20 protein-coding genes are annotated in these 20302 nt (G+C 68.8%); 5 read left to right on the top strand and 15 right to left on the bottom strand.

What is annotated here, in order from left to right; all coding sequences use genetic code 11:
* From H5407_RS03160 to H5407_RS03145, 4 genes are all read left to right on the top strand, one after another.
* Positions 1 to 807 (top strand): hypothetical protein, encoded by an 807-nt coding sequence (locus H5407_RS03160; protein ID WP_183102978.1) that lies wholly within the window; start codon positions 1 to 3, stop codon positions 805 to 807.
* Entirely contained in the window at positions 800 to 1405 is a 606-nt protein-coding gene (locus H5407_RS03155) for a hypothetical protein (protein WP_183102977.1), read from the top strand. The genes H5407_RS03160 and H5407_RS03155 overlap by 8 nt, the downstream gene beginning before the upstream one ends.
* Positions 1402 to 1905 carry a hypothetical protein gene (locus H5407_RS03150; RefSeq protein ID WP_183102976.1) on the top strand — a complete coding sequence of 168 codons (504 nt, stop codon included), beginning with the start codon at positions 1402 to 1404 and terminating at the stop codon, positions 1903 to 1905. Before H5407_RS03155 ends, H5407_RS03150 begins: the two co-directional genes overlap by 4 nt.
* A 212-nt stretch (positions 1906 to 2117) precedes the next feature.
* A complete protein-coding gene (locus H5407_RS03145; protein ID WP_183102975.1) occupies positions 2118 to 4352 on the top strand; it encodes a secretin N-terminal domain-containing protein in 2235 nt (744 codons plus the stop codon).
* Between the two features lie 99 nt (positions 4353 to 4451).
* Here the strand turns inward: H5407_RS03145 and H5407_RS03140 are convergent, their stop codons facing one another.
* The 10 genes from H5407_RS03140 to H5407_RS03095 form a co-directional block, all read right to left on the bottom strand.
* A complete protein-coding gene (locus H5407_RS03140) occupies positions 4452 to 5060 on the bottom strand; it encodes a sugar transferase (RefSeq protein ID WP_183102974.1) in 609 nt (202 codons plus the stop codon).
* Between the two features lie 17 nt (positions 5061 to 5077).
* Positions 5078 to 6265: a DegT/DnrJ/EryC1/StrS aminotransferase family protein gene (locus H5407_RS03135; protein ID WP_183102973.1), complete on the bottom strand. Its 1188-nt coding sequence runs from the start codon at positions 6263 to 6265 to the stop codon at positions 5078 to 5080.
* Between the two features lie 58 nt (positions 6266 to 6323).
* Entirely contained in the window at positions 6324 to 7556 is a 1233-nt protein-coding gene (locus H5407_RS03130) for a glycosyltransferase family 4 protein (protein ID WP_183102972.1), read from the bottom strand.
* Positions 7557 to 7565: 9 nt separating this feature from the next.
* Positions 7566 to 8657, bottom strand: coding sequence for a glycosyltransferase (locus tag H5407_RS03125; protein ID WP_310737606.1), 1092 nt, complete (start codon positions 8655 to 8657; stop codon positions 7566 to 7568).
* Entirely contained in the window at positions 8654 to 9955 is a 1302-nt protein-coding gene (locus H5407_RS03120) for a lipopolysaccharide biosynthesis protein (RefSeq protein ID WP_183102970.1), read from the bottom strand. Before H5407_RS03120 ends, H5407_RS03125 begins: the two co-directional genes overlap by 4 nt.
* Complete coding sequence (locus H5407_RS03115) at positions 9952 to 11187, bottom strand: aminotransferase class I/II-fold pyridoxal phosphate-dependent enzyme (RefSeq protein ID WP_183102969.1); 1236 nt, start codon at positions 11185 to 11187, stop codon at positions 9952 to 9954. Before H5407_RS03115 ends, H5407_RS03120 begins: the two co-directional genes overlap by 4 nt.
* Positions 11184 to 11738 (bottom strand): DapH/DapD/GlmU-related protein, encoded by a 555-nt coding sequence (locus H5407_RS03110; protein WP_183102968.1) that lies wholly within the window; start codon positions 11736 to 11738, stop codon positions 11184 to 11186. The genes H5407_RS03115 and H5407_RS03110 overlap by 4 nt, the downstream gene beginning before the upstream one ends.
* Before the next feature lie 9 nt (positions 11739 to 11747).
* Positions 11748 to 12845 carry a DegT/DnrJ/EryC1/StrS aminotransferase family protein gene (locus H5407_RS03105; protein ID WP_183103197.1) on the bottom strand — a complete coding sequence of 366 codons (1098 nt, stop codon included), beginning with the start codon at positions 12843 to 12845 and terminating at the stop codon, positions 11748 to 11750.
* 17 nt (positions 12846 to 12862) lie between these two features.
* Complete coding sequence (locus H5407_RS03100; protein ID WP_183102967.1) at positions 12863 to 13450, bottom strand: acyltransferase; 588 nt, start codon at positions 13448 to 13450, stop codon at positions 12863 to 12865.
* 115 nt (positions 13451 to 13565) lie between these two features.
* A complete protein-coding gene (locus H5407_RS03095) occupies positions 13566 to 14636 on the bottom strand; it encodes a Gfo/Idh/MocA family protein (RefSeq protein ID WP_183102966.1) in 1071 nt (356 codons plus the stop codon).
* A gap of 87 nt (positions 14637 to 14723) precedes the next feature.
* Here H5407_RS03095 and lysS point away from each other — a divergent pair, with 87 nt between their 5' ends.
* Positions 14724 to 16247: a lysine--tRNA ligase gene (lysS, locus tag H5407_RS03090; RefSeq protein ID WP_183102965.1), complete on the top strand. Its 1524-nt coding sequence runs from the start codon at positions 14724 to 14726 to the stop codon at positions 16245 to 16247.
* A gap of 72 nt (positions 16248 to 16319) precedes the next feature.
* Here the strand turns inward: lysS and H5407_RS03085 are convergent, their stop codons facing one another.
* The 5 genes from H5407_RS03085 to H5407_RS03065 all read right to left on the bottom strand — a co-directional run.
* Complete coding sequence (locus tag H5407_RS03085; protein ID WP_183102964.1) at positions 16320 to 17165, bottom strand: hypothetical protein; 846 nt, start codon at positions 17163 to 17165, stop codon at positions 16320 to 16322.
* Positions 17162 to 17842, bottom strand: a complete 681-nt coding sequence (locus tag H5407_RS03080) for a hypothetical protein (RefSeq protein ID WP_183102963.1) — start codon at positions 17840 to 17842, stop codon at positions 17162 to 17164. The genes H5407_RS03085 and H5407_RS03080 overlap by 4 nt, the downstream gene beginning before the upstream one ends.
* Positions 17843 to 18065: 223 nt before the next feature.
* A complete protein-coding gene (locus H5407_RS03075; RefSeq protein WP_183102962.1) occupies positions 18066 to 18503 on the bottom strand; it encodes a DUF4148 domain-containing protein in 438 nt (145 codons plus the stop codon).
* Positions 18504 to 18678: 175 nt separating this feature from the next.
* On the bottom strand, positions 18679 to 19470 hold the full coding sequence (locus H5407_RS03070) for an enoyl-CoA hydratase (protein ID WP_183102961.1): 792 nt from the start codon (positions 19468 to 19470) through the stop codon (positions 18679 to 18681).
* A 52-nt stretch (positions 19471 to 19522) separates the two neighbouring features.
* Positions 19523 to 20302 (bottom strand): DUF3108 domain-containing protein (locus H5407_RS03065; RefSeq protein WP_183102960.1); only part of this gene is annotated, 780 nt, incomplete at its 5' end.

Raw genomic sequence — 20302 nt, 5'->3', positions numbered from 1 at the left:
ATGCTCTGGCTGTGGGACAGTCAGGAACTGCAGCAGTTGCTGGAGCCCTTGAAGCTCAAGCTCGGCGACTGGCGCCTGGTGGCGGAGGCTGTCTACGGCGAGCCGCCGCTGCCCCAGGGCGAGCAGCGGCGCAGCTGCATGAACGGCGAGGAGCTCTGGCAGGTCGAGGACCAGGCGGTGGTCGGCAGCACCTGGCTGGCCACCCCCCAGGGACATGTCGTCACTCGCGGCCCCTGGGGACGCAACCTCACGCCTCAGGTGGGCGCCGGCCCGCAGAAGGAAGCCCGAAGCTGGCGTGTGAAGCCCGTGGTGCTCGCGAACGGGGCCATGGCTGCACTGTCACTGTCCGCTCTTGGCTACCTCGGCTTCAATTCAGGCCGCTACTGGAGCCTGGAGGGCGAGGTCGCGCGCCTCGAGGCAGAAGCCGACCAGGCCGACAACCGCATCCTGCAGCTCAGCCATATCGGCTCCGAGGCCAGGAAAGAGGCGGAGTGGCTGGACCAATACCGCCAGCTGGCGTCCAGTGTCCAGGTCGATCGGCTCCTGGAAGCCATCCAGCCCCTGCTGGAGCGGCACGGCGTGGTGATCAGCGAGTTCGAGCTGAGGGACCAGCATCTGCGCCTACAGATGGTCACGGCCGCGGGCGACATCGACCTTCCGGCCCTGCTCGATTCCTTCAACCATCTCAATGGCGTCACCGACGTGCAGCTGCGCGACAACAATGAGCTGACCTCGGTAACGCTGTCCATGCAGTTGCCGGGCTACCGCCGCCTGATGGGTCCTGCCGCTGAGGCCGTCCATGAGTGATCCCTCGAAATTCCAGATGACGCCCCGGACAGTCGCGCTGATTGGCATGGTCTTTGCCATTCTCTGCTGGTGGAAGGCAGACGAACTGCAATCGACGATCCAGGGCCTGAACTCGCGCATGGCCCAGGCTCAGAAGCGCATTGCCCGAGCCACGCCGGAAGCCCTTGCGCAACGACAGCAGGAGGCTCGATCCCTGACCCAACTCCGGGAACGGACCCTGGCTTCACTGCGCACCAATGAGAACCAGCACATGACGCGGGCACGCCTCATCTACGACCTGAGGCAGAAGTGCGATGCGGTCCCTCTGACCTGCCAGGTGCGGCTCGCCGACCTGTCCGAATCCTTGAAGTCCATGAAGAGCGGGCAGACCGGCGCTGACAGCGCGCCGGCCTCGCTGGACGCCCTGGGCGTCGGCCGCGCCCGTGCCGTGGTCATGACGACGTTCAAGGGGGGGGAACTGGATGCATTGCTCGGCCAGTTCAATACCGACAGCACCGCCCAGTGGCGCGTCAACGGCCTGGTGATCCGAAACAATGGCGTCGAGCTGGACATTGAACGACTGGTCCTGACATCGGACATGCCGGGGAGTCAGCCATGAGGTCCAGCAACGCAAGCCGTCCAACGCTGACTGCCGTTAGCTGGCCCGTGGTGTTCCTGGCGGCCGCCGGGCTGGTGGCCGCGGTTTCGCTCTACGCGGGATACCGCGCGGGCCAAGGCTTGGACCCAGCGGCCGTGGCCGGTGACGACAAGTCCAAGGCCCAGGCCCCGCTGCAGGACGGCGGCGATCGGACGTCAGGCAAGGAGCAGACCAAGGCCGCGCCCGAACTGGCCTGGCCCAGGTGGGCATTCCAACTGAAGGACCCGCTGCCGGAGCGCCAGCCACCGCTGACGCCGCCCCCCTGGCGCATCCTGGGCGCCACCATGACACAGGGCACATGGCACCTCCTCATCCTGCGGGAAGGCAAGGCTGAGACTGAATACTTCAAGGTCGGAGACAAGCTCCCCGGCAATTACCTCATTACCGCCATCTCGGAAGAAGACGTGACCTTGAAGCACGGCAAGCGTGAGATGGTGCTTGCTTACATCGGAACTCCATGAAACGTTTTCAGCCAACCCTGACGCTCCTCGCCAGTGCCTTGATGCTGAGCGCCTGCAGTTTTCCCAGCCTCCCAGGCGGGATCCATTTCCCCAAGGAGGCCCCCAGCGCGACTCCTGGCGGTACCGGCACGGGACCGAATCCGGCGTCCACGGAGCAGCCGCGCATGACGGTTGGGGCGCTGCCCCCGTCCCTGACGCCGCAGCGGCAGTCCGTGAGCGTCACCCCAAGCAGCAGCGATGCCGCCAACACGGGGGCGGCCGACGAGGAAGTCAGCATCGCGATCGAGCAGACCCCGCTGCCCATGTTCGTGCAGATCCTCTACGGCAATGTGCTGAAGCGCCCCTATGCGATGGACGCTGCCGTGAGCGCACGCACCGACCCGGTCACCTTCAAGTCCTCCAAGCCCCTGAGCAAGCGGCGGCTCAATGAGCTGTCCGCCAACCTGCTGCGAAGCTACGGCCTGGGCATCGAGGATCTGGACGGCGTCATCCGCATCACGGCCCAGAACTCTGCGGGCGTCAACAGCACCCGCCTGACGGTGGGGCGGCAGGTCCCCGAGAACACCGGCGGCCTGAGCCAGGTCCATCAGTACGTGGAACTGGAGTACGTCAAGAACTCGGAAATGGTGCAATGGCTGCGCCAGATCCTCGGCCAGCGCGTGCAACTCCAGGAGGACAACGCGCGCAATGCCTTCCTGCTCAGCGGCAGTGCATCCGAGATCCGCGCGGCGATCACCCTCATCGACAGCTTCGACCAGCCCCGCATGCGGGGCAAGGTCTCTGCCCGGCTCAATCCCGCCAACATCAGTCCGGTCGACCTGGCCAACCGCCTGAATGAGATGCTCAACGCACAGGGCATTTCGGCGAGCCAGACCGTGACGACGGCGCAGGCGACGGTGCTGCTCATCCCCATGCAGGGCACGGGCAGCGTGTTCGCCTTCGCCACTTCGCAGGCCCTGCTGGACCACACCGTGCGCTGGGCCATGGAGGTCGACAAGCCCAATCCCGCCGGCACCAGCCTGCGTGGCGGCTTGTTCACCTACCCCGTCAAGTACGCAGACGCCCAGGCCCTGGCCCAGACACTGGGGGATGTGCTGTCCGCAGGAACCACGGGTGCCGTTGCTACCCCGCAACCGGTTACCGGCGGCGGCACAGCCGCCACTCCGGCCAGCCGGACCTTTGGTCGCGTCACAGTCAACAACGCCACCAACACCCTGATCGTCAAGGGGACGAGCTCGGACGAGCAGCAGCAGATCCTTGACCTGCTGCGCGAACTGGACCGCCCGGCCAAATCCGCGTGGATCGAGGTGCTCATCGCGGAAGTGACCTCCGAGGCCAAGGACGAACTCGGTGTCGACTGGTCCGGCAATACGGCTGGCGTGGGCGTCAAGGGCCCGCTCAAGACCGGCGGTCTGACGGGAGCAGGCCTGAACCTGTCCTACGTCAACAGTGCCAGCACCCTGCTGGCCAAGCTCAGTGCGCTCTCCACTCAAGGCAAGAGCCGCATCGTGTCCTATCCGAGGGTGCTGGCCCGCAACGGCGAGACTGCGTCCATCCGTGTGGGCCGCGAAGTCCCCGTCGTGACCAGCGTGCAGAGCACGGGGCAGACAGGGGGAAGCAATGGCAACCAACTGGGCGTGCTGCAGCAGATCCAGTACCGATCGACGGGCGTGATTCTTCAGGTCCGACCCGTGATCAACTCCGGGAATCGCCTGGACCTGGAGGTCACCCAGGAGGTCAGCTCCGCGATTCCGACCGAAACCGGCGTGACCTCCACGCCCACCATCACCAATCGCCACATCGAGACCAAGCTCTCACTGCGCGACGGCTCCTCGGTGCTGCTGGGAGGCCTGATCCAGCGCAATGACAACTCAAGCTCGGGCGGTCTTCCGGGCGTCAAGGACATCCCCATCCTCGGCGGCCTCTTCGGCAAGTGGAGCAAGACCTCCGACGACACCGAACTGCTGGTCATGATCACGCCGTATGTGGTGAATGATGATTTCGAGGCCGAGCAGCTGGCCGAGTCGGTGCGCGCCACCTTTGGCAAGTGGGCCCAGGAGCTGTCCCTGTCCCGTGTCGTCAAGGAACGGCCCGTGCCAATGCCTCCGGCGGCCCCCGCAGAGCGCACGCCTCAGCTCGAAACGCCGCAGTACGTCCCGTCGCAAGCCATGCCTTTGCCGCAGACCCGCGCACCAGCCAGCCGCCCGGCCGAAGGCCCGCCTGACGACAGCGGCATCATCACAAGCAAGCCGCTGCAGGTCGCACCCACGCCTTCCCTGTCCACGGAGCCGCCCAAGCCAGGCGACAAGCGTCCTGCTGACGGAGCAGCCAGCAAGCCGGCGCCGGCCCCTGGTCCGGCGGTGACGCTGCCGGGTGGCGTCAAGGGCAATGAGGTGACTGATCCCGCGGTGCTCGACGAGATCAAGAAGCTGATCAAACAGAAGTAGGCCGGCAACGATGGGCCCCGGCAACCGGCTGCGGGCCAGCCTGGCGCGAGGTCGAGCGAACTTCGCGTCCGGCAGCAGCAGGCGCCCAGCCGGCGCCTCTCAGCGGCGGCTTGAGCGCCACCAGACAGCCGACACCGTCCTCCACAACCACCTCAGATCCGACCCCAGGCTGGCCGACTTCACGTAGTCCGCCATGAGCGCCAGCTTGCGGGGCAGGATGTCCTCCACATAGGTCCGCTCAGGATCGACGCTGGCCGCCAGTTGCGTGGCCTCGTCGCGAAAGGCCAGCGAGGCCGGATCCGTGATGCCCGGCCGCACCGAGAGCACAATCTCGCGCAGATCGGCCGGATACATCGCCACATAGCGCGGCACCTCGGGCCGCGGCCCCACCAGGCTCATGGCGCCGCGCAGCACGTCCCACAGCTGGGGCAGCTCGTCCAACTTGCTGCGCCGGATGAAGCGGCCGGAACGGGTGATGCGCGGGTCCTCGCCGATGGTGATCTGCGGCCCCAGCGCGGGCGCGTCCACCCGCATGCTGCGGAACTTGTGGATGAAGAAGGGCCGGCCGAAACGCCCCACCCGCTCCTGGCGGAACATCACCGGGCCGGGCGAATCCCACTTGATCCACAGCGCCACGCCCAGCAGCAGCGGGGACAGCAGCAACAGCCCCAGCGAGGAGGCCAGGATGTCGAAGAGGCGCTTGGCCATGGACTGCCCTGGCCGCTTCAGCGCAGCGCGATCTCGCGCACGGCAGCGATCACGCGCTGCATGTCGGCATCCGTCATGGCCGTGTACAGCGGGATGCTGAAGGTGCGCTCGTAGGCCTTCTGCGAATGCGGGAACTGCTCGGGCGTGAGCTGGTAGCGATCGCGCCAGTAGGGCTGCTGGTGCAGGGGGATGTAGTGCACGCTGCAGCCAATGCCGCGGGCGAACATCTGCTCGATGAAGGCATCGCGCTCCACCGCGCATTCGTCGGCCAGGCGCAGCACATAGAGGTGCCACGAGTGCGTGTCCCCTTCGATGGGCTGAGGCGGCAGGATGAGCGGCAGGTCCGCGAAGGCCTCGTTGTAGGCCTGGGCGATCTGCTCGCGCCGGGCCTGGAAGCCCTTCAGGCGCTTGAGCTGGTGCAGGCCCAGTGCTGCGGCGATGTCGGTCAGGTTGTACTTGAAGCCGGGAGCCACGATCTCGTAGTACCAGCTGGGCACCTTGGCGGTGAAGCGGTCAAAGGCATCTCGGTTGATGCCGTGCAGGCGCATGACCTTGGCGCGTGCCGCGGTCTTCGGGTTGCGGGTGACCAGCATGCCGCCCTCTCCCGTGGTCATGGTCTTGTTGGCGTAGAAGCTGAACACCGTGGCGTCGCTGCCCATGGTGCCGATCAACTCCTTCTCCAGCGTGGTGGGCAGGGCATGCGCGGCGTCCTCGACCACGCGCAGGCCGTGCTTGCGGGCGATGTCCAGGATGGCCAGCATGTCCGCCGCCAGGCCGGCGTAGTGCACGGGCACGATGGCCTTGGTGCGGGGCGTGATGGCCGCCTCGATCAGGGCCGGGTCGATGTTGAGCGTGGCGGGGTCGATGTCCACCAGCACAACGTCCGCGCCCAGGTAGCGCACCACCTCGGCAGTCGCGGTGAAGGTGTGGGTGGTGGTGATGACCTCGTCGCCGGGCCCCACGCCGATGGCCTCCAGCGCCAGGTGCAGGCCGGCGGTGGCCGAGTTGACGGCGATGCACTCAATCTCGGGCTCGCCAAGGAACTCGGTAAAGGCCTGCTCGAACCTGCGCGCCTTGGGGCCCGTGGTCACCCAGCCGGAGCGCAGCGTGTCCACGACTTCGGCGATCTCCTCCTCGCCGATCTCGGGCAGGGCGAAGGGCAGGAAAGGCAGGAAAGGCAGGTCGGAAGCCTGTTCAGCGGACATGGCAGCAATCTTTCGCAACGGGGAACGGAGAGAGGGGTTGATTGTCGGCGAGGCCGGCTCAGGGCGCGCCCGCTGCCTGCAGGGCCTCGATGAAGCGCTGCGCCAGCACCGGGTAGGTGTGTTGTGCCAGCACGAAGGCACGGCCGCGCTCGCCCATGGCGGCGCGCTCGTCGGGGCTCAGGGCCAGCAAGCGCTGCACGCCCGCAGCCACGGCGGCCGGGTCCTCGGGCGGCACAGTCAGGCCGGCGCCGGCCTCCGCCACTGGGTCGTTGCCCGCCTCCACCGAATGCAGCACCACGCGGCGCGCCATCAGGTAGTCCATCAGCTTGTTGGGTGCGATGCCGAAGCGGTAGATGGGCGTGCGCTGCCAACCGATGTAGGCGATGTCGAAGAGGCCCAGCAGCGAGGGAATCTGGCGCTTGGGAATGGGCGGGAAGAAGCGCACATGGCGCAGGCCCTCGGCAGCGACGCGGGCCTGCAGTCGCTCGCGTTCGTGGCCGTCCCCCACCAGCACCAGGGACACGGGCGCCGACTGCAGCAGGCGCGCCGCATCGAGCAGCACGTCCAGCGCATTGGGCAGGCCCATGGAGCCGGCATAGCCCAGCACCTGGCGGCCCGCGGCGCGCTCGGTGGCGATGTGGGCGGCGATGGAGGCGTCCACCGGCTCCTGGGTCGATTCGTCCCATTCGTCCAGCGTGATGCCGTTGGGCACGATGTGCAGCTTCCTCAGGTCCAGACCGTGCGAGGCCATGTGCTGCTGCACCTTGGGCAGCATGGAGACGACCACGTCGGCATCGCGGTAGGCCTCGTCCTCGGCCTTCTGGCACAGCAGGGCGAAGGGGTGGCGGGGCGACATGCCGGACAGCTCGATGGGCGACAGCGGCCAGAGGTCATGCACCTCGTAGACCAGCTTGGCCGTGGCCGCGCGGGCCACGCGGCGGGCCACCCACACGTCCATGGGATAGGTGCTGGACGCGATCACGGCATCGGGCTGGAAGTCGCGGGCGAGGATGTCGGCATCCTTCCAGACCTGGCGGCAGAAGGACCAGATATTGCGCACGCGCCCCAGGCCGTTGCCCTGGTAGGGCGGCGTCGGGTACCAGCAGTAAGAGACGCCCTCGATTCGCTGCGGCCCCACCCGCGGCTGGGTGCTGCGCACATGCGAGTGCGATGCGGCCAGGATCAGCACCTGGTGGCCGGCACGCACCCATTCGCGCGCCAGGTAGAAGGGCCGGTATTCCATGCCGTGCTCGGGCGAGCCGGCGTAGTGGTTGATCAGGAGAATGCGCATGGAAGGAGATCAGCGTGCCGGCGCATCCAGCGCCTTCAGACGGTCGATGAAGCGGCGCACTGCCGGCGGAAACAGGGCATGGCGGGCGACCCACTCGCGGTTGACGGCGCCCGCGGACTCGCCCTCGACGAGCAGGGTCTCCAGGCGGTCCAGCAAGACCCGACCCTCGGTCTCGGCGCCCTCGGCCAGCACCAGGCCGCGCTGGCCGTCCGCCAGCAGCTCGCGGTTGGCCGGCAGCTCGGACAGCAGGGGCAGGCACTCGTGGGCCATGGCCTCCAGCACCGAGACCGAGACCGAGTCGCTGGCCGGCAGGCTCAGGAACCAGCGGGCGCGGGCGTAGTGCACGCCTTGCGCCTTGGGGTCGAGCCGGCCGACAAACTCCACGCGGCCGTCCAGGCCCAGGATCTTGGCCTGGGCCTCCAGCGCGCCGCGCAGGCTGCCGTCATTGGCCATCACGAGACGGGCCTCGGGCTTGAGCCGGGCGATGGCAGCGAAGGTGGCCAGCACACGATCCGGGCGGTAGATGGGCTCCAGGCCACGGTTGCTGAAGAAGAGCCAGGGCTGCTTGCGCACGTTCTGCTTGGGCAGCGCCTCCAGGCCGAAGGGGAAGGTCATGACCTCGCCCGCGCCCAGCTCTTGCATGCGGGCGCTCATGTGTTGCGAGTCCGAGGTGCACAGGGCGCAGGCCCGCAGCACGCGCGAGGTCAGCCAGCGGTAGGCCCAGCCCTGCTGCGGCGTTACCAGGATGTCGCTGCCCCAGGCTGATCCGGCGATCTTCGCGCGCAGGCGCCAGCCCGTCTTCGCGGCCCAGGCCAGGGTGCCATGCGAGGTGAGGTAGTGCGGGAGCAGCCAGTCGGCATCGACCTGTGCCAGCCAGTGGCCAAGGCGGGGCAACGTCTTGAGCACGGCAACGTTGCCGCCGCCGTGGCGCGGGTCGGTGGCCAGCACCAGGCGGCACTCGGCCGGCACGATGGCCTCGAAGGCCGGCGTGAAGCCGCGCGAGGAGGCCGCGTGCAGGTGCAACCCCGGCACCGCGGCCAGGGCGCGCGCCCACTTGAGCAGATGCGGGCTTTCGCCGTCGCCGATCAGGACCAGCTTCACGCTCGGGCTCCTTGCTTCAGGGAAGTCGATGGAGGAACGCCGCCACGCCATATCCAGGCCAGCAGCGCCGCGAAATAGAGGGGCAGCAGCAGGGACACCCCGCCCAGTGCCTGGCGCAGCGCCCCGCCCTGCCCCAGCACCAGGCCCAGCACCGCGATGTACAAGGCATTGCCCACCAGGCTGAAGACCAGGGCGCCGGCCTGGCGGCCCGTCACCATGGGCGCCACCGTCAGGGGTGCCGCGATGAAATGTGCGGCCACATAGGGTGCGAACCAGCGGGCCAGCTCGCCAGACACCCGCCACTGCTCGCCCAGGGCCCAGGCAAAGAGCGCGGGGCCCGTGATCATCAGCAGCGCCATGCCCGGCAGGGCCAGGCCGGCCAGGGCCCAGAGACTGCGTTTCAGGCGCGGGCGCAGGCTCTGCCCGCTGCGCCAGTCCGCCGCCAGCGTGGACAGCAGCACTTCGGACAGCGCCCCACCGATCAGGCTGGCTGGCGCCTTGACCAGGCGCACCATCACCGCGTAATAGCCGGCCGCCGCAGCGCCCGCCCAGGCCGTGATGAAAGCCAGGACCACCGTCTCCTGCAGCGCGTTGACGAAGGCATGCGGACTGTTGATCAGCGGGAACTGGCGCTGCTGCACGGCCACGCGGCGCAGGCGCCGCACATGGCGCTGGCCGGCGATCAGCGTGCGCGAGCGCCGCCACCGCAGGCGCAGGCCGCCGGCTTGCAGCCACAACGGCGCCAGCACGCTGCTCAGCAGCTGCGCAGCGACCAGGGCCGCGGCCGTGGTCCAGCCCGTCAGCATGGCCAGGCCCTGGGCCAGGGCCTGGCCGCCCTGCTGCAGCACACGCGCCTGCCCAATGAGGCCGAAACGCCCCTGGCGATTGGCCCACAGCGTCATCGCCTGCTGGCAGCCGGCCAGGGCCACCACGGGCCCCAGGGCCAGCAGGGCCGGGTCGAGCGCGGACAACCCCGCCCAGCGCCCGCCCAGCGCGGGCGCACCCATGATCAGGCCCAGACTCGCCGCCATCGAGAGCAGGCCCATCAGGCCGGCCACCCACAGGCACAGCTCCAGCAGCAGGGCCGCCTCGCCCGCGCGGCGTGGCAGGAGCACGGCGTATTCGTAGCGCAGATTGGCCACCGTCGCGAGGTTGGCGGCTAGCGCGGCAAAGAGGGCCCAGTGACCCAGGGCCTCGGGGCCGAACTGGCGCGTCAGCAGGGGTGCCATCAGCAGCGGGATGGCCTGGCTGATGGCCGCAGCAGAAGCCAGTTGCGCGAATCGCTGGCGCAGGCTCATGCAGACCGCCCCTGTGCCAGCGCCCGCAGGCCTTGCTGCTGGCGCGGCGAGAGATCGGCATGCAGGCCCAGCGGCAGGTTCAGCACCGCGCGGGCCGCCGCCTCGCCCTGAGGGCAGGCGCCGGCCTCGTAGCCGTAGCGCAGGCTGCCAGCCGGGTGGACCACGTCGTCGAACCAGACGCCGGGCACGATGTCCAGAGCCAGGAGGCCTCGCATCACCGCCGCGCGCTGCGCGGCGTCGTCAATGCGGACCGGGTAGCGCAGCAGCACCTCGCCCTTGCCATGCCGCGGCAGCATCCAGCCGGGCGCACCGGCCAGCAGGGTGTCATAAACCTCGACCTGGCGGCGGCGCAGCGCCCAGACAGCCTCGGCACGGCGGGCCTGCTGCAGCCCCAGGGCAGCCGGCCAGGGGCTCAGGCCCAGGCTGTAGTCCGGCGCGGAGTCGCCGCTGAGTTCGGTGTCCGGCGTGCGGGCCACCGCACCCATGACACGCGCAGGCCAGCGAAGCAGGCTCGCCAGCGCCCGCAAGGCGCCACCCGGCAGGTTCTGACTCAGGCGGTGCCAGGCCAGGGTCAGGACTTGCCGCAAGACCTGACCCCGCCGTGGAACTCGCAGGACCGGCAGCCGCCGGGCCAGGCGTGCGCGCAGGGCGAGGTCGTTCAGCACCAGGGCACCGCCGATGCCTGTGGTCAGCGGCTTGGAGTACTCGAAGCTGAAAAAGGCTGCCTGCGCTCGGGTGCCGGCCATGCGGCCATGGGCATCACGGCTGCCCCAGGCATGGGCGGCGTCCTCCACGAAAACCACCGCGGGGAAGCGCTCGCGCAGCGCCTCGACGCCGGCCATGCACAGGCCGAAGTTGTGCGGCAGCACCACCAGTGCCGTGCGCGGCGTGATGGCCTGGGCGATCGCCTCGGCATCGGGGTTCCAGTTGCCCGGGGCGATGTCCACGTAGCGGACAGGCAGCCCGAGGTGCAGGAAGACATTGGGGACAACGACACAGGTGTAGCCCGGCAGCAGCACCTCGGCGTCAGGCGGCAACGCCAGACCCGCCACCAGGGCATGCAGAGCGCTGCGCCCGCTGCCGAAGAGGGTCACGCGGGCTGCGTCCAGGCCCAGGCTGGTGGCAAAGGCGGTGCGGAACTTCAGCAGCGAAGCCTCGCTGTCGAGCGTGGCCTGCAGCGTCGCAGTGAGGAAGTCCCACCAGCGCAGCGCGCCAGTGACATGGCCCTTCATGCTGGCAGCCCTTCAGCACCATCCAGGCGCCGCAGCGCGCGCGCAGGCGCTCCTCCGTAGAGCCAGCCCGAGGCCAGGCGCCCGCTGACCACCGCATGGGCGGCCACGGCGACACGGTCCTCGATCACCGCGCCCGGCAGCACCGTGACGCGCGCACCGATGAAGACATTGCTGCCGATGTGCACGTCCGCGGCCCGGTACTGCTGGCGGAACAGGCCCTCGCCCTGCACCGCATTGGATTCGCAGAACAGCATCAGGCCCGGGCCGATGGCGACGTCATCACCGATCAACAGCCGCTGCGCGCCGACCAGCACATAGGCGCCCGGCGCCAGGTGACTGTCACGCCCGATGCTGAAGCGGCCACCCGCCGTGGCGAGGACCTGCACGTCGCGGTAGAGGATGCTGCGCTCGCCGATCGCACAGCCCTCGCCATGGCGCAGGCGAACGCCCGGATGCACCTGCGCCCCGGCGCCCACGGCCAGGCCCAGCAGGCTCAGCCAGCGGGCGCGCGCACGGGCTCGCAAGGCATCGAGGCGGTAGCCCAGCAGCATGGCCGGCAATCAGGCCAGGGCCGCGCGCAAGGCGGCGATCACCTGGTCCTGCTGGGCGGGCTGCAGGTCGGCGCTCATGGGCAGGCTCAGCACGCGGGCCGCAGCGGCCTCGGCATGCGGCAGGGGCGCGGGCACACGACAGCGCTGCGCATAGGCCGGCTGCAGGTGCAGGGGCTTGGGATAGTGGATGGCCGTCGGGATGCCCGCGGCGTTCAGCCGGCCGATCACGGCCTCGCGATCGCCGAGCTGCAGGGTGAACTGCGCCCAGACGCAATCGCGGTTGCCGCGCACCGCCAGGCGCTGCACCGGGAGCCCGGCCATCAGGTCCTGGTAGCGCTCGCCGATGGCCAGGCGCTGCTGGATCTCCCAGTCGAAACGTTCCAGCTTGGCCAGCACGATGGCGCACTGCAGCGTGTCCATGCGGCCACCAACGCCCAGGCGAGTGTGGGTGTAGCGCTGGCTCTGGCCATGGACGCGGATCTCGCGGGCCGCCTGGGCCAGCGCGTCGTCGTCCGTGAAGAGCGCACCGCCATCGCCATAGCAGCCCAGGGGCTTGCTGGGGAAGAAGCTGGTGGCACCCCAGGTCGAGAGGCCGCAGGACTTCTTTCCCCGATAGCTGGCGCCAAAGCTCTGCGCAGCATCCTCGATCACCGGAATGTGGCCGTGGCGGGCGGCGATGGCGTTGATCTCGTCCATGTCCGCCACCTGCCCGTACAGGCTCACCGGCATGATGGCGCGGGTGCGTGGCGTGATCGCGGCCTCGATCAGGCGCGCGTCGATGTTGCAGCTGTCGGGCTCGATGTCCACGAAGACCGGCACGCCGCCCAGCAGCACGATGACCTCGGCCGTGGCCGCGAACGTGAAGGGCGTGATGATGACCTCGTCGCCCGGCTGCAGGTCCAGGGCCATCAGCGCGATGAGCAGCGCCTCGGTGCCGCTGGCGACCGTGATGCAGTGCTTCACGCCAGCGTAGGCCGCGAGCTTCGTCTCCAGCTCCTTGACCTCCGGGCCCATGATGTACTGGCCGTGGTCCAGAACGGCCTGCATGCGCTGGGCGATGCGGTCCTTCAGGGCGGCATACTGGGCCTTGAGGTCGATGAAGGGCAGCGCGTTGCTGGCAGTAGTCACGGGAGTCGTCCTTCCTGGACCAGCACGCAGCGCTGGTCCTGCAGCTCATACACATCGCCCGTCTGGGGGCAGGTGGCGCGGCCGTCGGCGCCGAAGGCCAGGCGCTCGCCGAAGCGGCTCATCCAGCCGATGCGACGGGCAGGCACGCCCACCACGAGGGCATAGTCGGGCACGTCCTTCTGCACCACGGCGCCGGCACCGACGAAGGCGTGCGCCCCGATGGTCACGCCGCAGACGATGGTGCAGTTGGCGCCCAGCGTGGCACCACGGCGCACCAGGGTGCGGCGGTACTCGTTCTTGCGGGCCACTGCGGCGCGCGGGTTGTAGACGTTGGTGAAGACCATGCTGGGGCCGCAGAAGACCTCGTCCTCCAGCGTCACTGCGTCATAGACCGAGACGTTGTTCTGGACGCGGACCCCGTCGCCGATCAGCACATCGTTGCCCACGTAGACGCCCTGCCCCAACGCGCAGCGCGCGCCGATGCGGGCCCCCGGGCTCACATGGGCGAAGTGCCAGACCTTGGTGCCCTCGCCCAGTTGCGCGCCTTCGTCGATGATGGCGCTGTCGTGTTTCCAGTAGTTCAAGCACTCGCTCCAAACAATGCGGCGATTCCCCGTTTGAGCGCGGGGATCCGGTTCTGGGGGGCCCTCGGGCTCGCCCCTACGAAGGGGGCGCGCCAAGCGCGTAGGGACTGCGCCATCAGAAGACCAGGGGCAGGCCGACGCGCTGCCCGTCGCGGGCGCTGCGATACGCAGCGATAAGGATCTCCAGCGAGCGCAGGCCCTCGTAGCCATCGACCTCGGCATGGGCCTCGCCGCGCAGGGTGCGGATGACGTTGTCGTAGTACAGCGGATGGCCAAAGCCGTAGACGCTGCCGGTGTCGTAAGAGCTGGCGGCGACCTGTGCGTCGTCCTCATGGCTATCAGCGAACTGCCAGTGCTCAATCCTGTTGACCGCGGTACCACCGATGCGCACGGTGCCCTTCTCGCCGAGGATGGTGATCGAGCCCTCCAGGTTCTGCGGCCAGGTCAGCATGGTGACGTTGATGCTGGCCAGGCCCCCGTGGCGCAGACGAAGGCTCATCACGCCGGTGTCCTCGGCCTCGATGTCGCGGGCCAGGGTGGCGGTGTAGGCATGCACGTTGTCCACCGGGCCGACGAGCCAGTCCAGAAGGTCCACGTAATGGCTGGCCTGGTTCATGAAGGCGCCGCCGTCGAGGTCCCAGCGGCCGCGCCACTTGGCGGCGTCGTAATAGCTCTGCGGGCGGGTCCAGAAGACGTTGACCGTGCTCAGGTAGATGCGGCCGAAGCGGCCCTGCTCGATGGCGCGCTTGACGAGCTGCACCGTCGCATTGAGCCGGTTCTGCTTGACGACGAAGAGCTTGACGCCCGCATCGCGGCAGGCGCGCACCATGGCCATGCCTTCCTCGAACTTGGTGGCCATGGGCTTCTCGGAGAGCACATGGCGGCCCGCACGGGCGACTTGCACGGCCTGCTGCGGATGCAGGCCCGAGGGCGTGGCCAGCACGACCACATCGGCATCCGAGCCCGCCAGCAGGGCCTCCAGCGAGGCGAAGCCCGGTGCGCCCGTCAGCTCGACGGCGGCCTGCAGCGCCTCGGGCCGGGTGTCGCAGACGGCCACGATCTCGGCGCGGTCCGCATGCCGTGCCAGCGCGTCAACATGGTTCTTCGAGATGCGGCCGCAGCCGACCAGGGCGAACCGGATCTTGCGATCTGGCGAAGGCAAAGGGGAGCGGTTTTGGGGATTCATGGACGACCGTCAAGGGCGAAGGGTCCGATTCTACGAGGCCGGCTTTCCGGAAGCGCCTAAAATCGCAGCAAATTCAACGAGTTGAGCATGACCCAGCACACCCCCGCCCAGCCGCACCACGCCGCGCCCGCCCAGGACGAAAACCAGCTCATCACCGAGCGCCGCGAGAAGCTGGCCGCCCTGCGCGCCAAGACGGCCGTCCCCTTCCCCAACGATTTCAAGCCCCAGCACCGCGCCCTGCCCCTGGCCCAGCGCTATGGCGACATCGCCAACGAGGAGCTGGAGCCGCAGGCCGTGAAGGTCAGCGTGGCGGGCCGCCTGATGCTCAAGCGCATCATGGGCAAGGCCTCCTTCGGCACGCTGCAGGACGCGACGGGTCGCATCCAGCTCTTCATCACCAAGGACGGCGTGGGCGAGGAGGTCTACGAGAGCTTCAAGCACATGGACCTGGGCGACATCGTCGGCGCCGAAGGCACGCTGTTCCGCACCAAGACCGGCGAGCTGTCGGTGCGCGTGAGCGTGCTGCGCCTGCTGACCAAGAGCCTGCGCCCGCTGCCGGACAAGTTCCACGGCATGTCAGACCAGGAGCAGAAGTACCGCCAGCGCTACGTCGATCTAATCACCGACGAGCACGCCCGCGCCCGTTTCGTGGCCCGCTCCAAGGCCGTCTCCTCCATCCGCGGCTACATGGTCGAGCACGGCTTCCTGGAGGTCGAGACGCCCATGCTGCACCCCATCCCCGGCGGTGCCAATGCCAAGCCCTTCGTGACCCATCACAACGCGCTGGACCAGGAGATGTTCCTGCGCATCGCCCCGGAGCTCTACCTCAAGCGCCTGATCGTGGGCGGCTTCGAGCGCGTGTTCGAGATCAACCGCAACTTCCGCAACGAAGGCATCTCGGTCCGGCACAACCCCGAGTTCACGATGATGGAGTTCTATGCGGCCTACTGGACGCACCATGATCTGATGGACTTCACCGAGGAGGTGCTGCGCCACGCCGCGCGCGCCGCCACCGGCAACGCCCGCGTCACCTACGCCGGCAAGGAAGTGCACCTGGACCAGCCCTTCGCCCGCCTCTCGGTGCGCGACTCCCTGGTGGCCCACGCCGGCCTCAGCGAGAGCGAGGCCGACAACGCCGACGTCCTGCGCGCCAAGCTCAAGGACCTGGGCGAGGAAGCCCCCAAGCACTGGACCCTGCCCGAGCTGCAGTTCGGCATGTTCGAAGCCGTGGTCGAAGAGAAGCTGTGGCAGCCCACCTTCATCATCGACTACCCCGTCGAGGTCTCGCCCCTGGCCCGCGCCTCGGACACCAACCCCAAGATCACCGAGCGCTTCGAGCTCTTCATCACCGGCCGCGAGTACGCCAACGGCTTCTCCGAGCTGAACGATGCCGAGGACCAGGCCGCGCGCTTCCACGCCCAGGTCGCCAACAAGGAAGCCGGCGACGACGAGGCCATGTTCTACGACGCCGACTTCATCCGCGCCCTGGAATACGGCATGCCTCCGACCGGGGGCTGCGGCATCGGCATCGACCGCCTGATGATGCTGATCACCGACTCGCCCAGCATCCGCGACGTGATCCTGTTCCCGGCGCTGCGCCGCGAGGGCTGAGTCCTCGCATCGCCATGAAGAAGGCCCGTCAGATGACGGGCCTTCTCGTTTCTGGACGGTGTCTGCGTCCGCTCAGGACAGGCGGTAGCGCCGCGCGCAGGCCTCGCCGTCTGTGCGGACCGGCACGGACAGCAGCCCCTCCCGCAGCGTGCGGACCAGCACCCGACCGCAGGCCTGCGCCATGACGCGCCCGCGCTCGGCCCGCTCGTCCTTGCCGAAGAGGTAGCGCTGCGTCTTGGCCGGCACCTCGTCAGCCGATGTGGCGCCGGCCAGCAGCACGGACTCCAGACTGTGGGCGAAGAGCCGCTGGCCCTCGTCGAGCAGGTGGGTCTGGCCCTGCTCCGCCCAGAAGGCGGCCGGGTCCTCTTCCGGCCGAGGGTCAGAGACCACGCGCACCACATTGCTGAACTGCGGGCGGGCGGCCTCTCCTTCGCGGTAGAGCATCACCTGGTTGTCCAGCACCAGGGTGCGCTGGTCAGCCGACAGCGAGAACACCGGCTGGACCGCCAGCACCAGGGCTTGCGAGGGCACCGCGCCGCCCTCCTCCAGCACCCGCACCTGCAGCTCCGGCATGCCAACCAGAGCTGCCAGGGCCAGCTCGCGCGAGGACTGCGAGGCCAGCTGTGCCGCATAGGGAACCAACACCTCGTCGGCCTTCTGCTGGCGCTCGTTGCGCTGGGCGGACTGCGCCCCCTGCGCCAGGGCGGCATGGGTCAGGATGGCCGCCAGGAAGCCCAGGGCATTGGGCGCCGGGTACGCCATCCCGCCGGCCTGCCCACCCGATTCCGCGGCCGGGATCCCGCGCCAGACGGCCGGCCCCTGCGGATTGCCCATCAGGAGGTGCACCGGTTCCGCCTGCACGCCGGGCACGAGGCCCAGCAGCGCAGCCCCCAGCAGGCCTGCCAGGCGGCGCTTCATTGGAAGCTCTTCTTGATCCGGTCCTTGCCGCGCTCCAGCACCTGGAAGTAGGCATTGGACAGGCCGGGGAACTTGGGCGCCTCGTCCCATTCGCCTTCGGCGGCCAGGGCCAGGTCGAACTTGTCGAACCACTCGAGGCGGTCGGTCCCGGCATCCACCAGGTAGGCCTCACCCTTGAGCACGGCCTGCGGCGCCCCGGTGGGCACATAGGACGCGTAGTTGCGCCATGCGCCCAGGGCCTGCACGTTGATCACCAGCAGGCGGTCGACCGACGCCGACTTGGCCAGGGTCGCGAAGCTCTTGCGCGCAAAGCCCAGCTCGGCCTGACGGTCCGGCAGGGTGTTCAGCTGCAGGGGCTGATCCAGCGCCACGGCCTGGACGCCACGAGCGCGGAGCAGGGTCACCATCTCGCCCTTCAGCGCCTGCAGATCGTCAACGGGCCAGGCCTTGACGGCCGTGGTCAACGAGCTGTTCATGGCGGACGCCGTGGCGTAGCACAGCAGGCAGCCGGCCCCCGGGAAGGTCGTGTCCGGCGCGGGGACCGCCATCACCACGCCAATGCGCCCCGGGGACTGCTTGAAGTAGTCGGCCGGCAACTCCACGGTCTGCTGCTGCGGCACCGAGGCACACGCAACCAGGCCCAGGGCCATCACCAACGCAAAGAATTTCTTGTACATGAAACGCGGGCCTCCTCGCCCCTTGAACTCATTGACTCAGGTTTGACTCCCGGCACCTCAGGTCCCGGGGCCGCGATTGTCTCGAAGGCCTGCCCCTCTGAAATCCTGGTGAGCCCTGCCCCCAAAGGGGGGAGTGAGGCGGACCCGGGCACGAAAAAGCGGCCCGAAGGCCGCTCTTTGCTGGGGGGATGCGCCGGCGCGAGGAGGCGTCCGGTCTTGCGGGTCACTTGGCCGTCTGCACGGTCTGGCCGGCCAGCACCCGGTCGGTCCGCAGCTTGCTGCCGGCACCTTCACTCAGCCGCGGGCCCAGCTCGGCCTGGGCGAAGTCCATCTCGCCGGCCTGGCGGGCGCGCTGCAGCTCGGCTTTCACGGCCTCACGAGATGCGGCCGGCGCGGCAGGCTGTACCTGCTCGGGCTTGGCGGCCGGCTTGGCGCCGTCCTTCCTGGCCAGGGCACTATTGGCGCTGTTGGCGCTGGGGGCGACGGGCTGGCCGAACAGGGCGGTGTCCTCGCTGTTCATGCGGGCCAGTTCGCCGCTGGCGCGGGCACGCTGCAGTTCGGCGATCACCTCGGCGCGGCTGGGCGAGGCGCTCTGGGCCAGCGCGGGCAGGCCCAGGGCAGCAACAAGAGCCAGGGCGACGGTGCGGGACAAGGTGTTCATGAGGCGATCCTTTGCAGTGGGTTGTGGGCTTGAGACCACCCTGCGACCGCAAGGCGTCTGTCCATGTCCGTGACTGTAGGGATCGTCCCCTGGTAGAAACACCAGGGTCGCGGCAAGAATCTATTGCTGATTCACAAACAATCCATCATTCGCACAATGAATTGTTCGCAAAGAGTCAGCGATGCTTGAAGTCCGGGGCGCGCTTGGCCAGGAAGGCGTCCATGCCTTCGCGCTGGTCCTCCGTGCCGAACAGGGCGTGGAAATAGCGGCGCTCCACGGCCACGCCATCCAGTAGCGGGCCCTCGAAGCTGCGGTTGACCAGTTCCTTGATCAGCATCGTCGAAGGCGCGCTGAAGCCGTTGATGGTCTGGGCAGCGGCCAGGGCCTCGTCCAGCAGCTTGTCGGCCGGCACCACGCGGGACACCAGGCCGCCGCGCTCGGCTTCGGCCGCGTCCATCATGCGGGCGGTCAGCAGCAGGTCCATGGCCTTGCTCTTGCCCACGGCGCGGGGCAGGCGCTGCGTGCCGCCGGCGCCGGGGATGATGCCCAGCTTGATCTCGGGCTGGCCGAACTTGGCGGTGTCCGCAGCGATGATGAAGTCGCACATCATGGCCAGCTCGCAGCCGCCGCCCAGGGCGAAGCCGGCGACGGCGCCGATCACTGGCTTGCGCACCTGCAGGATGGTCTCCCAGTTCTTGGAGATCAGCCCGCTCTTGAAGGCGCTCATGAAGTTGTGCGGGGCCATGGTGGGAATGTCCGCACCAGCGGCGAAGGCGCGCTCGGAGCCGGTCAGCACGATGCAGCCGATGCCCTCATCGGCGTCGAAGGCCAGCAGGGCCTGGCCCAGCTCGTCCATCAGCTGGTCGTTCAGGGCGTTCAGCTGCTTGGGGCGGTTGAGCGTGATCAGGCCGGTCTTGCGGGGACCGTCGCCGCGCACCTCGGTCAGGATGCATTCGTACTGGCTCATGGTGTAACTCCTTGGAATTTGCGCAACTATACGGGGCGCCGGTGCCGGGTCTTCAGGGCGCGGCCTGCAGCGGGGCCGACTGCAGCATCAGGTCGATCCAGGTCTGCTCATCCTGGCGGATCATCAGCCGCACCGGCAGGTATTGAAGCGAAGGCGCCAGCCAGACCTCGGCGCGCAGGTCGCTGCCGGTGTTCTCGGCCAGGGGCCGCAGATGCCAGGCCGCCAGCGGGCCCATGGGTGTGTCAAGTTGCTCCTCGCCCTCGATCACATAGCGCCAGGCATAGAGCTTGCGCGGCAGGGCCAGGGGCAGGCGGATCTCATGGCCGGGCCGGGGCGTCTCTCGGCCGGTCAGGAAGAGCCAGGTCAGCTGTACGAACTGGCTGGCAGCGTCCTGCACGCCCGGCGGTGCCCATTCGCGGCGGCCGGTGGGGAAGACGAGCTCTCGGTCCTGGAACTGCAGGGTCAGGCGCCGGCGTGCGGTCAGCAGGATGCGGGTGTCCTCGTCGAAACGTTCAGGCTGAATGCCCTGGGGCGTCAGCACGCCCTCGCTGCTCATGGTGCGGGCGATCAGGGGGGCAAAACCTGGCCCCACGGCCACCTCCAGGTGCACCTGGTAGCGCCGGCCCTCACGCAGCCACTCCACGCGGGCCCGGCCGGTCACCGCGCCGCGATAGCTGCCGCGCAGCTTGTAGTCCAGGCGGGTGGAGGCAGGCCATTCGGGACCCGGCTGGAATTCGGCCGGGGCGCTGGCCGCGCTGGCGAGCGGCGGCACGGCGCTGGGGGCCGGCGCCAAGCCGTCCTCCGGCACGGCCGATGCGGCGGCAAGCACAGG

It is taken from the genome of Mitsuaria sp. WAJ17 (assembly GCF_014174515.1).
In the GTDB taxonomy this organism is placed as follows: Bacteria; Pseudomonadota; Gammaproteobacteria; order Burkholderiales; family Burkholderiaceae_C; genus Roseateles_B.
The sequence above is the reverse complement of the archived record's forward strand: the minus strand, read 5'-3'. Positions and strand labels throughout refer to the sequence as shown.

Excerpts from the sequence above, each read along its gene's own strand:
- H5407_RS03155 (WP_183102977.1), top strand. The coding sequence starts at position 800 with ATGAGTGATCCCTCGAAATTCCAGATGACGCCCCGGACAGTCGCGCTG.
- H5407_RS03085 (WP_183102964.1), bottom strand. The coding sequence starts at position 17,165 with ATGAAGCGCCGCCTGGCAGGCCTGCTGGGGGCTGCGCTGCTGGGCCTC.
- H5407_RS03110 (WP_183102968.1), bottom strand. The coding sequence starts at position 11,738 with ATGCTGCTGGGCTACCGCCTCGATGCCTTGCGAGCCCGTGCGCGCGCC.
- H5407_RS03120 (WP_183102970.1), bottom strand. The coding sequence starts at position 9,955 with ATGAGCCTGCGCCAGCGATTCGCGCAACTGGCTTCTGCTGCGGCCATC.
- H5407_RS03080 (WP_183102963.1), bottom strand. The coding sequence starts at position 17,842 with ATGTACAAGAAATTCTTTGCGTTGGTGATGGCCCTGGGCCTGGTTGCG.
- H5407_RS03150 (WP_183102976.1), top strand. The coding sequence starts at position 1,402 with ATGAGGTCCAGCAACGCAAGCCGTCCAACGCTGACTGCCGTTAGCTGG.
- lysS (WP_183102965.1), top strand. The coding sequence starts at position 14,724 with ATGACCCAGCACACCCCCGCCCAGCCGCACCACGCCGCGCCCGCCCAG.
- H5407_RS03095 (WP_183102966.1), bottom strand. The coding sequence starts at position 14,636 with ATGAATCCCCAAAACCGCTCCCCTTTGCCTTCGCCAGATCGCAAGATC.
- H5407_RS03115 (WP_183102969.1), bottom strand. The coding sequence starts at position 11,187 with ATGAAGGGCCATGTCACTGGCGCGCTGCGCTGGTGGGACTTCCTCACT.
- H5407_RS03160 (WP_183102978.1), top strand. The coding sequence starts at position 1 with ATGCTCTGGCTGTGGGACAGTCAGGAACTGCAGCAGTTGCTGGAGCCC.
- H5407_RS03140 (WP_183102974.1), bottom strand. The coding sequence starts at position 5,060 with ATGGCCAAGCGCCTCTTCGACATCCTGGCCTCCTCGCTGGGGCTGTTG.
- H5407_RS03075 (WP_183102962.1), bottom strand. The coding sequence starts at position 18,503 with ATGAACACCTTGTCCCGCACCGTCGCCCTGGCTCTTGTTGCTGCCCTG.
- H5407_RS03135 (WP_183102973.1), bottom strand. The coding sequence starts at position 6,265 with ATGTCCGCTGAACAGGCTTCCGACCTGCCTTTCCTGCCTTTCCTGCCC.
- H5407_RS03130 (WP_183102972.1), bottom strand. The coding sequence starts at position 7,556 with ATGCGCATTCTCCTGATCAACCACTACGCCGGCTCGCCCGAGCACGGC.
- H5407_RS03070 (WP_183102961.1), bottom strand. The coding sequence starts at position 19,470 with ATGAGCCAGTACGAATGCATCCTGACCGAGGTGCGCGGCGACGGTCCC.